Origin of the sequence: Pseudoalteromonas sp., from assembly GCF_041629635.1 — a bacterium.
Lineage (GTDB): Bacteria > Pseudomonadota > Gammaproteobacteria > Enterobacterales > Alteromonadaceae > Pseudoalteromonas.
In genome coordinates this window covers 1-13,974 of sequence record NZ_JBFKMX010000096.1, presented here as the reverse complement: position 1 = coordinate 13,974, position 13,974 = coordinate 1, and the positions used below count along the sequence as shown (strand labels likewise).

At 37.5% G+C, this 13,974-nt stretch carries 15 protein-coding genes; 4 read left to right on the top strand and 11 right to left on the bottom strand.

Features of this window, described 5'->3' with window-relative positions; genetic code table 11:
- Positions 1–116: 116 nt before the first annotated feature.
- Positions 117–1,124 carry a S66 peptidase family protein gene (locus tag ABYD77_RS13330; RefSeq protein ID WP_372770622.1) on the bottom strand — a complete coding sequence of 336 codons (1,008 nt, stop codon included), beginning with the start codon at positions 1,122–1,124 and terminating at the stop codon, positions 117–119.
- Entirely contained in the window at positions 1,124–1,657 is a 534-nt protein-coding gene (locus ABYD77_RS13325) for a dihydrofolate reductase family protein (RefSeq protein WP_372770621.1), read from the bottom strand. Before ABYD77_RS13325 ends, ABYD77_RS13330 begins: the two co-directional genes overlap by 1 nt.
- Positions 1,658–2,202: 545 nt before the next feature.
- On the opposite strand from ABYD77_RS13325, the gene ABYD77_RS13320 reads away from it, so the two are divergent.
- Together ABYD77_RS13320 and ABYD77_RS13315 are read left to right on the top strand one after the other, a co-directional pair.
- Positions 2,203–2,928, top strand: coding sequence for a substrate-binding periplasmic protein (locus ABYD77_RS13320; protein ID WP_372770620.1), 726 nt, complete (start codon positions 2,203–2,205; stop codon positions 2,926–2,928).
- Positions 2,929–3,846: 918 nt separating this feature from the next.
- The gene (locus ABYD77_RS13315) at positions 3,847–3,993 is read left to right on the top strand and encodes a hypothetical protein (protein ID WP_372770619.1); all 147 of its coding nucleotides are present in this window, start codon (positions 3,847–3,849) and stop codon (positions 3,991–3,993) included.
- Between the two features lie 255 nt (positions 3,994–4,248).
- Here ABYD77_RS13315 and ABYD77_RS13310 read toward each other — a convergent pair whose 3' ends face one another.
- The 9 genes from ABYD77_RS13310 to ABYD77_RS13270 all read right to left on the bottom strand — a co-directional run bounded on the left by ABYD77_RS13310 (position 4,249) and on the right by ABYD77_RS13270 (position 12,190).
- A complete protein-coding gene (locus ABYD77_RS13310; RefSeq protein WP_372770618.1) occupies positions 4,249–5,874 on the bottom strand; it encodes a methyl-accepting chemotaxis protein in 1,626 nt (541 codons plus the stop codon).
- A 544-nt stretch (positions 5,875–6,418) separates the two neighbouring features.
- On the bottom strand, positions 6,419–6,844 hold the full coding sequence (locus ABYD77_RS13305) for an energy transducer TonB (RefSeq protein ID WP_372770617.1): 426 nt from the start codon (positions 6,842–6,844) through the stop codon (positions 6,419–6,421).
- A 392-nt stretch (positions 6,845–7,236) separates the two neighbouring features.
- Positions 7,237–8,205, bottom strand: a complete 969-nt coding sequence (locus tag ABYD77_RS13300) for an ion transporter (RefSeq protein WP_372770616.1) — start codon at positions 8,203–8,205, stop codon at positions 7,237–7,239.
- Positions 8,206–8,253: 48 nt separating this feature from the next.
- Complete coding sequence (locus tag ABYD77_RS13295) at positions 8,254–9,459, bottom strand: low temperature requirement protein A (protein ID WP_372770615.1); 1,206 nt, start codon at positions 9,457–9,459, stop codon at positions 8,254–8,256.
- A gap of 1 nt (position 9,460) precedes the next feature.
- Positions 9,461–10,015 (bottom strand): carboxymuconolactone decarboxylase family protein, encoded by a 555-nt coding sequence (locus ABYD77_RS13290; protein WP_372770614.1) that lies wholly within the window; start codon positions 10,013–10,015, stop codon positions 9,461–9,463.
- A 2-nt stretch (positions 10,016–10,017) separates the two neighbouring features.
- Complete coding sequence (locus ABYD77_RS13285; RefSeq protein ID WP_372770613.1) at positions 10,018–10,668, bottom strand: DsbA family oxidoreductase; 651 nt, start codon at positions 10,666–10,668, stop codon at positions 10,018–10,020.
- Between the two features lie 2 nt (positions 10,669–10,670).
- The gene (locus ABYD77_RS13280) at positions 10,671–11,033 is read right to left on the bottom strand and encodes a cupin domain-containing protein (protein WP_372770612.1); all 363 of its coding nucleotides are present in this window, start codon (positions 11,031–11,033) and stop codon (positions 10,671–10,673) included.
- 8 nt (positions 11,034–11,041) lie between these two features.
- Positions 11,042–11,584 carry a peroxiredoxin-like family protein gene (locus ABYD77_RS13275; protein ID WP_372770611.1) on the bottom strand — a complete coding sequence of 181 codons (543 nt, stop codon included), beginning with the start codon at positions 11,582–11,584 and terminating at the stop codon, positions 11,042–11,044.
- 9 nt (positions 11,585–11,593) lie between these two features.
- On the bottom strand, positions 11,594–12,190 hold the full coding sequence (locus ABYD77_RS13270; RefSeq protein ID WP_372770610.1) for an NAD(P)H-dependent oxidoreductase: 597 nt from the start codon (positions 12,188–12,190) through the stop codon (positions 11,594–11,596).
- A 145-nt stretch (positions 12,191–12,335) separates the two neighbouring features.
- Here ABYD77_RS13270 and ABYD77_RS13265 point away from each other — a divergent pair, with 145 nt between their 5' ends.
- Both ABYD77_RS13265 and ABYD77_RS13260 read left to right on the top strand, forming a co-directional pair.
- Positions 12,336–12,692 (top strand): helix-turn-helix domain-containing protein, encoded by a 357-nt coding sequence (locus ABYD77_RS13265; protein WP_085286222.1) that lies wholly within the window; start codon positions 12,336–12,338, stop codon positions 12,690–12,692.
- Positions 12,693–12,703: 11 nt separating this feature from the next.
- The gene (locus ABYD77_RS13260; RefSeq protein ID WP_372770609.1) at positions 12,704–13,318 is read left to right on the top strand and encodes an ACP phosphodiesterase; all 615 of its coding nucleotides are present in this window, start codon (positions 12,704–12,706) and stop codon (positions 13,316–13,318) included.
- The last annotated feature ends 656 nt before the right edge of the window (positions 13,319–13,974 follow it).

Below are 13,974 nucleotides of genomic sequence, written 5' to 3'. Positions count from 1 at the left end.
GTCGCTATCGCAACAAGCGAAAGGTTACGTTTTTTCATTGTATGTTCCTAATATTCTATTTTTGAGCGCACTAACGCATGCTAAAAAGCTTTGCGCTTAAGTACAATGTTTTTGCGTTAAATGAGCGTTTGCTTAAGCTCAAGCTCAGGAGTTATCTCGCAGAGTGCGCCATTGATAAGCGTGAGATTAGGCGCTTGGTGGCCAATATCCATATCAAACATAATAGGTATGTGAATTTCAGCTTGTTTTAACGCTTGGTAAAAATCTAACTGTTTATCGGCAATTGCGGCAGCATGGCGGCCAATTAAAAGTGCATTGATACGTGATAAGTGTCCTCTAAACTTTAGCATCAACAAGGCGCGAAGCCATGCAGTTGGTGATAATTCGGCGTTTTCTATGTATAAAATAACGCCATCTTGCTGGTAGCTTTCACAAAAGTGTGCAAGGTCAAAATAAGGGCTATCTAAGGTAAAAACAATGGTATCTAAACACCCACCAATTAACCGTCCAGAAACGGTTTTATTGGGCCAGTTTAAGGTTTGCCAGTTTGTCCATTCAGTTAAATTATAGGGAGTCTCTGGGTTTTCAATGATATTGCTATGTTTTTTCTCAAAATAGTTAGATGGGGTTTGGGAAAAGCACTCCCCCTTACCCAAGGTAATTGCGTGGTAAAACGCCTGTGTTACATCATCTTGTTGATTGGGAACAAGTTGCATCAGGTTGGCAGTGTGCATGCTCGCCCAACCTAGGCGGGTGGAAAGGGCAATTTGCAGCGTACTCACATCTGAAAAACCAATAATCCATTTTGGCTTCGCCGCTGCTAACTTGTCATAATCAAGTAAATCGAGTAATTCCATTGCAAATTCGCCGCCCCATGGCGGCATAATGGCATCAATACTGTCATCAAGAAGGTACTGCATTAGTTGTGAGGCACGTATTTCTTTAGGCGCACTGACATGCTGGTGGTTGTATTTTAAATTAGGGTCTAGCACAAGCTTAAAGCCTAATGCTTCAATCTGGGCGAGAGCCAAGGCTAACCTTGGCTGAAATGCTTCTGCCACACCGGATGAAAATGCACAAACAGCAATTTTACTGCCTGCAATAAGTGCATTGGGATACTGCATTACCTGTCTCTTACATAATGGTTTTGCACCACTGTATCGATATATATCTGACTTTCCAATAGCTTAAAGCCTAAAGGTTCTGGTAAATCACCAAATAATGGGTAACCGCGACCTAAAAGCACAGGGATGCGTGTCAGGATCATTTCATCGACTAAGTCTTCTTTTAAAAAGCTTTGTATGGTTTTACCACCGTCTATGTACAAATTGTGATAGCCCAGTTTTGTTAAATTTTTAACGATGTTTTGTAGCTCACCATTAACTAAAAAAACTCTACCTTCAAAGCCTTTTGGCACCTGTGTTAATGTATTGGTCAGAACAAATACCGGTTTTCTGTAGGGCCAATCAACATCAAAAGAAAGTACCATTTCAAAGGTATTTCTACCCATTAATAAGGCATCTATTCCATCGAAAAAAGCATCAAAACCAAGATCATCCCCATTCGGGTTTGGTAATTGATGTAACCAATCAATTTTATTATCTTTATCAGCGATATAGCCATCTAAGCTTGTTGCAATAAATACTTTATTTGCCATCTCAGCGTCTTCTTCTGTTGAACCAAAATTTATTGGAATTGTTATTTTATTTGGCTCAAAAAAGCATAGCCAAAGTGAAAAAATAGGGTTTGTTTATCTTTGTTGATATTTTCAGCAATAGGATATTTATTCCGATAGCAAAGCGGCAATAACGTGATTTAGCGTGCTAAATGAGTGAATTGCCAGTGCCAGTAGTTGAACAAATAGCCATTTCCCTTTAGGGATGAGGCTAGAATCGTCTTTCTCTGCGTTGAAAATAATTTATTTAAATGACTAAACCTCATTATTTCCGTCTTGAACAAGGCGATTTTAGCTCTTAGCTTAATTATTAAACAAAGAACAACAGATTCTAACTTAACGCAAAAGTATTAATGGTGCTAATAACTGTTAGTTGTTTAAAGTTGTTAGCTAACTCATTAATTAGGAATAATAATCATCAATATAAGTAGTTTTTTTAATAAGCGGGGCCAACTCCTTTAACAACTTAATTCAGGCGCATTGCTTTTTAGCAACTATACTTATTGCATTAAATAAAAGGAGAAAAGATGCTTAGGTTTGTACTTGTGGTGCTCTGTTTTTTAAGTTTTTTATTAAAGGCTGAGAATTACACCGTGCTTTGTTATCACAGTGCAAATCCGCCATATAGCTTTGTTGAAAATAATAAGGTAAAAGGGATATTTCCTGATATTTTTACACGCATTTCTGAATTGACAGGTCATCAGTTTAATTTTGTGAATTTTTCGGTAGCGCGTGGCCTTAATTTATTCGATCAAGGCAAAATAGATATTGAACCAGGAGTCAACCCAATTTGGCGACGTCACACTCAATCCCCTGGTATTTATAGTGACTTTTATGCTTTTTCTCGCGAAGTCATAATAAGTAAAAAAAATAATCAAGAGAAAAATCCGACTGACCTTTATGGAAAAGTGTTGGGAATTGTTAGAGGCTATCGCTATGGTGACTTTGAACAACACTTTGCGCAAAGCAAAATAGTAAAAGTTGAATCTCGCTCAGAATTAGAACTCTTGTCACAAGTAAACTACGGACGTATTGATTACGCTATTATGGGGGAAGCAACTGCGCTTTATTATCAAAAAGTAAATGATGAATTACAGCTGATACCAATAATGATGGTAAGCGAATTACCTGTTGCAATGCGCGTACAGCCAAACTTATCTGGGCTTAAGAAAGAACTCAATCGTGCGTTAAAAGTAATGTCAAAAAACGGTGAAATAGAGAAAATTTACGCAAAATATGGGACGAAACCTTAACTTTTCGAGTATGCTTAAGCCCCTTTTCTTGTTTTTACATTTTTTGAATTACGTTATTTTAATGCCGTCTTTTTACACCCTTATAATGGATTAATTTGACTGCCGAAATTAGCTCCTAGCCATTTTCATGGCTGACTATGTTAAGTCGTTAAATCATTTTTTCGATTCAGTATTAGTCGTCTATTTATGTGCTCAGGCTTTGTATGCCATGATTTTAAAGGCCTTAAATATGACGAATAGACAATTTGTTTGTTACTTTTGCTTGCTGCTATTTGGGGGGCATCAGTTTACTTATTCGTATTGCAGTCGACAGTTTTGCGCCAGTATTTTTAATTGAAGCGAGAATGTTATTTGCTGCATTAAGCCTGTCGTTAATTGCAATTTTTATGAGCCGAAAAGTAGTAATGAAAGGATTATAGCGGCACTACTTTTTTGTCGGGTTTTTTAATTCTGCGATTCCCTTGATGCTCTTTGCTTATTCTGCGCAAACACTCACGGTTGCAATGCTCGCATTTTAAATGCGACTGCGCCGATTTGGGGCAGCTTGGTAAGGCGAGTATGGCATGGCTAACAAATATCAAAACAAGGATGGTGTGGCTTAGGAATTGGCATTTTAGGCGCCATTCTTATGGTGGGATTAGCCCCTAAAATAATTGATGCCGAAAGCTTAAATGCGATATTTGCCGCAATATTTTCAGCTGTGTGTTATGGCATTGCAACTAATTATACTAAGCATATATAACAGCAAATCACAGGTTTTGATTCCTCTCACGGTAGTTTGTGGGCAAGGGTGGTTTTACTTATTCCGCGACTGCCGTTTTTCCCAATCAATCATATGTCATTAATCGGTGACTGGCTTGCAGTGGTCATTTTAGGTATTGTCTGTCCTGGTTAGCATTTATTTTTTACTTTGATTTAGTGGCTGAGATCGGCTCAGGTTCGGCATTATCTGTGACTTTCTTAATACCGGGCTTTGCCTCAATTTGGGGTTATATCGTAATAGGTGAAGCGCTAACGTTAAATGTGATTGTGGGTATTATTACGCTATTGCTCGGCACTATGTAAGTGACAAGTTTTTCTCCGATACACTTTTTAAAAAAGCGTAAAGGGGATTTACAGTACTAAGCAAACAATGATAACTCGTTATATTTTAAATTTTTTAATTGTTCTCAAATATAAGCGCTCTCTAGTTAGCAAGCTTTATGGCTTGTGTTTTGGCATCTAAAGAATGAACTCATTAGTGTGTTTACACAACCGTTTCATCATAATGCTACGCGAGTGACATATATTTGAGATTTTTCGTTATAGGCGATTCAAATTTTACACTTTAAAAATACTAATATCTTTGTTGAGCCTACTTGAAAGCTCAGACAGCGTGCAGCCTGTTTTAGCCATATCAGATGCGCTAATAGTTACGCTGCGAATACTATCGCTAAATTCATTGATACTTTGTGAAATTTCAGCGGCAACTGTAGTTTGTTCTTCAGTTGAGGTAGATACCACTATATTCATATCAGCGATCTCAGTGATTGCTTTTGCTATAGATTGGATTGAATTCGCCGATAATGCGGCTATATCCACACTATTACCGGCTTTATTTGAGGCATCTTCCATACTTGAAACCGCGCGTTTGGATGCATCTTGCAGAGCAATAATCATAGCACTGATTTGCTCTGTTGCTTTTTGTGTATTGTGCGCCAATTGGCGGACTTCATCGGCCACAACGGCAAAACCTCGGCCTGATTCACCAGCGCGGGCTGCTTCAATTGCCGCATTGAGTGCAAGTAAGTTGGTTTGCTCAGCGACATTTTGAATAATTTGCACCACAGAGTTAATTTCGCTGGTTTTTTCGCTAAGTAAATCAATGTCTTCCTTGGTATGGCTAATAACCTGATTTAACTGATTAATAGAATCAATGTTTTCTTGAACCTTTGCTAAGCCTTGCTTGGCGGTAATATCTGATTCGTTCGCCTTATGAGAAGTGCTAATGGCATTGGATGCTACTTCACCAATGGCTGCGCTCATTTCGGTAATGGCGGTAGCAATCATAGCAGTTTGGTGTTCTTGCTGCTCAGTCGTTGCCGCAACTTGGCTACTATTGCGCGACATTTGTTCTGATTCGATACTCAGTGTTTTTACCGCGCTGAGAAGTTCCTCAATAAGAGATTGGAAATGGCTGATCATCTTATTTACACTGACAGCTGTATTGGAAAACTCATCGTTACCTTGTATATCAACACGTAATGTTAAGTCCGTATTGTCTGCAATATTTGCCATTGTTGTACCAATATTTCGAATGGGCGTAATAATCGATTTATAGATTGCAAGCCCCATGAAAGTAGTCGCAATTAGCAATACAATACAGGCAATAATTAAACTAGTTTGTTCAGATTGGTAAGTGGCTGTGGCACTGTCTGTAAACTCCTGTGAAGTATCGAGTTGTAGGTCAATAAGATCGTTTAAACTACTACTAAACGGGTCAAAGACATCGTACATTTCTTTGACAAACATCTCTGGCGAACTGGAAAGTGGTTGATTAGTGCTAATTTGGTTTTTATACCAATTTACTTTTTGTTTTACCTTATCAAATAGCCTTTCACTTGTTTGAATAAGGCGAGATTCTTTAGTGGTGAGCTCAGTTTGTAAATAAGCTTGCCAGTTTTCATTTGCGACATTTTCCGCACTTTCAATTGCATTTAGTAACTGACTTTTTGTCATTAATTGCGCATTATATTTATGTAAATTATCTACAATGCTGACTGCATAATTATCCGATACCACTTTGATTTGTTTAAGCGGCACAACTCGGTCGTTGTTGATACTTTGAATGCCTGAAACTAATGACTTTGTCAGTGCTAATGTTACAAAGGCGAGCACAATAAACGCCACAATGGGCACTGTGATTAGGATCGTGAGTCTGCTTTTTACACTTAAAGTATTGAGCATAATGGTACCCTTGAACGTTGGTAACGCTTAGTTTAATTAAGCTGTTACATCAGGTTATCGATTAATACCCTTCGACATGCATGCTTTGTTTATTTAGCTCTCCTTGTCCTATGCTTCAAACAAAGCTATGTCATAAAACATTTCTAAGTATGGTTTATTGTTGTGAAAAGTACATTGTTGCGTTTGAATTGCTTTTTGCTAGTTACAAAAAAATTAATTAGTCACTTAGATTCAAAGAGTTAATTCTTGAATCAGTTTTTTCAAAGTCTGTATCATTTAAAGAACGTTCGGGGTAAATACACACCGCCATCTATTGTCATTGCTACTAAATGGCTACCATCCAATATACAAAGGGAGCCTGAATATATTTCAATTAGTCGATAGGTAATTCTTTTACTAGATGAAAAGGCGATACATCCATACTGATCCAAAGCACTAATATCTTGCCTTTTTATTCTAAAGTATTCCATGATACTTCCTTGGTGAATCATGCAGCATGAAGAGGTTTGTAATAGTTTGTTGAATAATGCTTTGTTACGATTACTTATATTTTACAGTTTTTGAATGCGTCTTTACCATTAGAAGAGTTCCTAACAACAAAGTCATGCTGAATAGTTGTTGCAACGGGTTGTCTATTTGAATTGGCTTCTGTTGGTTTCCACTTCCATTTTTTTATAGCCCTTGTAGCCTGAACATCGAATACACCCTCAGGAAATGCTTTTATTATCGTGGGGTTTATTGCTTTTCCGTCAGAGTCAATAATTAATGAGAACTCAACGCAACCTGATATCTTTTGCGTTTTAGCCTGTTGAGGGTATTTAGGGGCTACCTTTTTACTAGCTAGCCAATAATCAAGTACTGCGTATTTATTACCAATTAAATCTAAATGTTCATTTGAAACATTTTGCTTTGTAGTGGAACACGCACTTAGTATTAAAGCACCTGCTATTAATAAGAATGATACTTTCACTAACTCCCCTTGAAACGCTAACAATTTAATAGTGCGAAAATCTCACATATCTCTGCTTTGTAATGACTAACTTTTATGAGTGCGTTATTTTTAACAAAGTTGATAACTCGTTGCCAGCATAATTAAATAATATAATCTGATAGCTTTGAGAAAGATAAAGCTGTGTATTCTATGAATATGGAGGAAGTCTTTAATTAAGAGGTAAAAAACAAGGGGCTTAAAAATCGATGAATGACAGTAATTTGCTCATTACTGTCGGATACATAATTAAATTCAGAGGGTTACTTCCGCTTTGTGCCAAATTCGGACGTTTAAATTGCTCAAAGATTTAACTTGCTGAAAAACCAAACTTGTATATAAACTCAAGTTATCTATTAGTTAAAAATTAATTTTTACTGATTTCTATTGCTACTAGTAGTCTCTTTACCACAATTATCACACGTCACTGAACAAGTCATATTTCTATTGTATTTCAATATGGCTTGTTCTAGTTCACTAGCTGAGATACCTATCGATTCAGATAGCCTTTCAATAGCTATTTGTTCTTCGTTAGTAATAATACCGTCCTCTAAAGCTGTAGCAATTTCTCTTTCTAGCAATTGTCTTCTAGTTCTAAGCTCATCACCGAACTTGGCTGCAAGCATTGCAGCGGGCAACGCGACAATACCAACACCTAATAGCATTATAAAAATGGATATAAATTTCCCTAAAAAAGTCACTGGTGTTACATCGCCATAACCAACGGTTGTCATGGTCACTACAGACCACCATATTGCGCTGGGAATACTATCAAACACATCAGGTTGTGCCTCATGCTTAACGCTATACATAACACTAGCCGAAAGTATAACTAAAACACTCATAATGATAATTGCAGCACCTATGCTGGGTAATTCTTTTCTCAAGACGTCCATGAATAGTCGGAGTCCTTTGAAATAGTGATTTAGTTTCAATAACCTAAGCATTCTAAGCATGCGCAGATATCTTAAATCTATGGCAAATATGAACGATAAGTAAAAAGGTGCTATTGCTAACAAATCAATAAGTGATACTGGACTGAATAAATACTTAATTCTTGATTTTATTGGTGCAGAACGGTCACTGTGCGGTGATTCAACTGAAACCCAGATCCTCGCGAAATATTCAAGCGTAAACACAATAACAGAAAAGATGTTAAATAAGAGAAACTCTTGGTGATACATTTCTCCTATTGGTTTATAGGACTCAATAATAATGGCACTAACGTTTAAAATGATAAGCACCACGATAAAGCCACTAAATAATCGACTAGTTTTCGAACCGTCGAACCCGTGTTCGAGAATATCGTATACCTTCTTTCTTGTTGTTAGTGCCTTGCCCATCGATTAATTATTCCGCTTATTATTGAGTTAACCGTTAGTGCCGAATTCTTAAACTTTAGCCTGTTCTTCTTTGGAAAAGGTAAGATAGGCTCTTGTTACTGGAATGGCTATTTGAGAGATTAACGCCGTACCCCATAAAAGATTACCTACTAGAGCAGGCACGTAGGGTAGGATCAATAATGTTGCTAAAGCCAAAACAACACCAAACATCCGTACTTTTGCGGTAGCAAATCGATGAGCAACACGTTCTTCGATATTGAATTGAATCCAAAGTAGACACAGTAAATATGAGGCAAGCCCGATACACCCTATGGCACCATATTTGAGCGGGTACGGATCCCAGAATCCTACTTTCACTTCACCTGCAAGCGCAACACCCACCATCACAGCCGACAGCATTAAGAACAAATGCGCTAACCACCAGTTAACTAGTGTCCACTTTTCTTGATTCTTCGGTTTTCCATTACCAACAAAATCGAAGTAAATCCAGCAGTGGATAAACACAGCGATACCGCCGAACATGAAGTTAAAAAGTACTTCGGGAGTAACTTTATACACCCCTTTTTCGGAAAGGGTGATCACGAGCTTAAAGAATCCTTCGCCAACAACAATGAGAAGCAGTAACGCAAATCTCTCAGACATATGCCCTAACCGAGGTAAAAATCGCTTACACTCTAAAACACCAACTTTGGGCAGCATATATAGTAGTTGGATAGAAACTATGGCAAGTCCAAATAATAAGAAATTAAATGGGGCAGGTAGAAAAGCACTTATGGCGAATACTATAGCAAGAACAAAGAAGTTGCGGCTTACTGTACGGGAAAGCACAGTTGCTTCAACACCCAGCCTATTTGTTCTGTGATACAAATAGGCGGTGATCATTCTATTGACTGCATAAGCAAGGGCAAAATACATCCAGCCCTTATCTAAGACATGAGGAATTGACGCAGCCATAACCATTGTTGTAACAATTTGGCAGGACATGATTAGTCGATGTTTTACGTCGGTGCTGACATAGAGCGAGTTAAATACGCTAGAGTCTGCCCATGCAAACCATACAGCAATAAAAAGTCCGGCAAATGCTAGAAAACCACCCACGGTTAAGTGGTCACTTAAAAAATTACCAAGTAAGAAGATGATGACCACATGAATCAAATCGTAAAATAACTCGACCCAATGCACGTGGTCATGTGCATCATCATGATCTAAGTGGTGTTTTGGTAACCTCCACATTGGATGATTTTCTAGTGCCATATTATTTCTCCGGTTTTTCCCAAGCGTAAGGTTTCATCGCATCATCTACTTCTGTATGTGTTAACGCATTGGTAAAGTTAGAGATTAATTTAGCTGCTAATCCAGTTAACACTTCTAAAGCTTGGCGCTTTGTATACCCTGCATTTAAGAACTCATTGAGTTTGTCGTCGCCAATATGGCCTCGGTTATCTAATAAGGCTTTTGTGAAATCATGAAGCGCTTGAAGCTTTGCGTCTGGCAGTTTAGTGCCATTTCTCAACGCTTCAATAACATCATCTGGCATTTTAGATGACTTCATCATCCACGTATGGCCGGGAACACAATAGTGGCAATTATTTTCAAAGTTAGACGTCATAAAAACAACTTGTTGCTCAACCGGGCTAAACGTTGTGTCTTTCATGAAGCTTGTAAATGTTTGGTTGTACGCTTTATAAGTTGCTGGAGCTTCAGCTAAAATTTTGTGGAGGTTTGGGATCATGCCAAAGCCAGCTAAAGATTGCTCCATCAATGGTTTCGATTCTTCTGGAGCCGTATCCGGCTCATGGTAAGTAAACATAATTAATAGTCTCTATTTAAATATTGATTGAGTACACGTACAAAAGTTGCTACTTCTTGTGCACCTGAAAGGGCCTGTTCGCCATTAAAAATAAATAATGGTACGCCATGTATTCCTCTTTGATGCCAGTGCTCTTCGATTAACTTCACTTCCTCACTATATGAGTTGTTAGCTAATACAGACTGTGCTTGCAGCGAGTTCAAGCCGACCTTTTCAACAATATGGATAAGTTCTGGCTCAGTAAATGTGCCTCTGTTGCCGAAAAAATGCTCAAAAAGTGCTTCTGCTAATTGGTTTTGCAAATCACTTTCTTTGGCCCAATGAAGTAGTTGATGACATTGATGCGTATTAAGCATTTTCATTTCATCAAAGTAGTTAAATGTGAAGCCAACTTTTTTGCCTTCTTCAGTTAACATCGCTCTGGCTCTAATGCTGCCCTCTATTGTAGTTCCATACTTTTTCGACAAATGTTGTCTTAGGTTTTCACCTTCTTTTGGCATACTGGGGTTAAGCTCGAAGGGGTGCCAGACAATATTAACGTCGAATTTAGTGTCAAAATTGGCTAATGCCGTTTTTAAGCGACCATAGCCAATTACACACCAAGGACAAACCACATCAGAAACGATATCAATATTAATTTGCGTCTTTGACATCATTATTTCTTTTCAACGATAATTGCGGTGATAGTTGTGTCACCAACATTTTTAACTTGATGTTCCCATTGGTCATGCCACATCACATAACCATCAGGGATCTCCAACGTCATGTCTTTATCACTTGTTGTTATCGTTGCCTTACCACCTTTCTCGAAATATACAGTTTCAGCATTGTGTTTATGCCAGTTGTCCTGTTCACCCGGTTTAAGCGTCATCTTAAGTACAAAAACTTCGTCGTTTTCAAGTAGAAGCTCATATTGACTTGGCGATGCGAGATGAGCAGGTTCAACTTTCTTTTCTTTTGCAAACGCATTGCTAAACAATAGGGCTGATATAACACTAGCCAATAAAGCTTTTTTCATAGGAACTCCTATTTATGCATACCGCGAATAGGGTAATTGTTAGCAGGATTTCGTATCCAGCCTAAGCCACTAATTAATGACTGAAGTTCTGGTCTTACAAACGGGTTGTTTGAAATATCTGCAACGTGCACTTTACCTTCACTGTTAACTACAAATAGTCCCGGCTCAGCAAATGGATGATCAGTTTCTTCAGGCGATCTAGGGTCTGATATATACAAGCCAAGCTCTTCCATTTGTTCAGTAGTAAGGCCGTAGGCGATAGGGAAACTAACATCAAGTCTTTCCATATGACTTTCTAGTTGTTCTTTACTGTCTCCGGAAACGGCGATCAAATCTACGCCTGTTTGAGCCAGTAAGTTTTTCGCACTTTCTAATTGGTTGAGGTATCGCGTACAAAGAGGACAATGCTGGCCTCTGTAAACAACTACCATTTTCCAATCCAAGCCATTTTCAGGTGTTGATAGCTTCTTTACATCACCATTTAATAACTTTGCTTCAATAGTCGGGAAGTCTGCACCAGCATGTAATTTATTGGTATATTCAATGCTCATTTTAGTCTCCTAAAAATGTTTGTTAATGTGAGTTTCAAAGCGTTTGAAATCATTTTCTACATCGGCATTCTTCATAACATCGAAACAGGCAAATGTTTCCATTGGTTTCATCCCAAAGAACTTGAAGTTCATATGCATAGGGAACATTAAATCGTCTATTGATTTACCATCAAAAAATTCATCTTCATCGTTAAATGCTTCTTCCGGAGCATTAAAAGTAAGAGACATCATATATTTGGTTTTAGTTAACGTGCCGCCCATACCATAGTTTTTCTTTGGTGCCTCTTCTGTACGGCCGTCACCAACACATAACGCTCCCCCCATACCAGCGGTATAAACTTCATCCATATACTTCTTAAATGACCAAGGCACACCCATCCAGTTACTGGGCGATTGCAGGAATACAATGTCTGCCCATTGATGGTGTTCTAATTGCTCTTCTACATCGTACTCAACACTCATTGTTACTACGCGAGTGTTATAACCTTTACCCTCAAGCAGTGTTATTGCTTTATCAATTAAGGCTGCATTTAGCTTGCCTTCGGAAAATGGGTAATACTGGTGGGCATTAATAATTAACACGTTCTTCGAATCAGTAGTGCTCATAAAACAACTCCAAATTAAATTTCAGCAAAAAATAAATAAGAGAAACATTCTCTAATTCAATCTATGTGTGGTATATTTTAGTTACCTGATTAAAGTTATCAATTAGTATACTTTTAGTAACCTAGTGTTTTTATAAGGAGGATTGATGGAAAGTGTCGTAAAAACAGATAGTAAAGGTAGAAAAAAAGTTTTGAATGCATGCACTGAACCCTGCGCTATTGAAAAAGGCATGCGTTTAATTGGCGGAAAGTGGAAAGGCTCCATTATTTATCACCTTAAAGATGAACCTGTAAGGTTTAATGACCTAACCCGTATGCTTGGCGGTGCCAGCAAAAAAATGGTCGACCAACGCCTAAAGGAACTAGAAAGTGAAGGGATGGTACTCAGAAAAGTGATAAGTGATAGACCTGTTGCTGTAACTTATGAGCTAACCGATTTCGGTAAAACTGCACTGAATATCTTAGATGAACTCAGGATTTGGTCAGAATCCCATCAAATATAGCGATAACTACTTTGAACTATTTAGCTCACCTTTACTTAGCACAACCCAATGCAGATTCTCATTTTGGTAATCTTCTTGGCGATTTTGGTGGTAAAAGGTATGTAAAGCATATACCAGTCACAGTGCAAAAAGCGTTAGACAATCATTATTTAGTCGATAAATTTACAGATAACCACGCAGCAGTTAAAGAAGCTAAGCGGTATTTTTCTCAAAAACGTAAACGATTCGCGAGTATTGCGATTGATGTAGTATTTGATCACTTTCTTATTCAGCATTGGACTCTTTTTAATAAAGAACCATTGGCTGCTTTTAAACAAAATAGTTATCAACTTTTGAGTAAACGTATTCCTGATATGCCTTGTAGAATGCAAGAAGTTATTAATAATATGACCAAAAATGATTGGTTTAAAGATTATGAAACAATAACAGGTATAGGCGTAGCACTTGACAATATAGCCCAACGTATCCGTTTTACTAATAATTTTTCTGGAGCCATTGAGGATATTGAGTGTCACTATAGGGAATTGGAAATGTTATTTTTAGAGTTTTTCCCGCAATTAATCAATCATGTAAATCAAAATGCTATTGAAGGTAATATCGTAAAGAGCATTGCTAGACACAACTAAATAGCTACTCATATTGTCGATGAATGTTACATTCAACTTCCGCTAATCGCTCTTTTGTGGCATTCGTCTTAGCACGTTTTGCGGCAAAAACGAGTTAGTTGAAAGTCTTTTTCAATAATTATGTTAATGGCGTTAGATGACTAGAACCCTCAAAACGCCATTTTATCAAGGTTGAAACCTCAGAAAAATACTGACGGAAAGAAAAAATAATTGATAAAAATCGCGATAATTTAGAAAAAAAGCTGCCATTTTTAGCTTAATTAGCCTAACCAGCTGTTTTAGTGAAATTAATCTAAGTTCAGATTCTCGAGTTAAGTGAGTTTATACCGGTTTTATCAACGACCGTTCCTCGCTCAAAACTATCATTTTTGCCAGATTGAAACCTCAAAAAAGAAAAATGTAATTTCTTATCGTTTAAATCAGGTAACCAGCTGTTTTAACATAATTAATCTAAGCTCATATCCCAGAGTTAGGTGAGTGTATCAAGGTGCAATAGATTTTCAGATGCTACAACGCGAACTCCAAAAACTTATTTAAATACTCTCATTCTTGCTTTTACCAAATCACTCACATCAAATTTTTTATAAAAAATAATCATAACGAAAAGCAGCTTTACAATAGTCGCTTTTTTTATGTTTTAAACTTTTAATCCATTG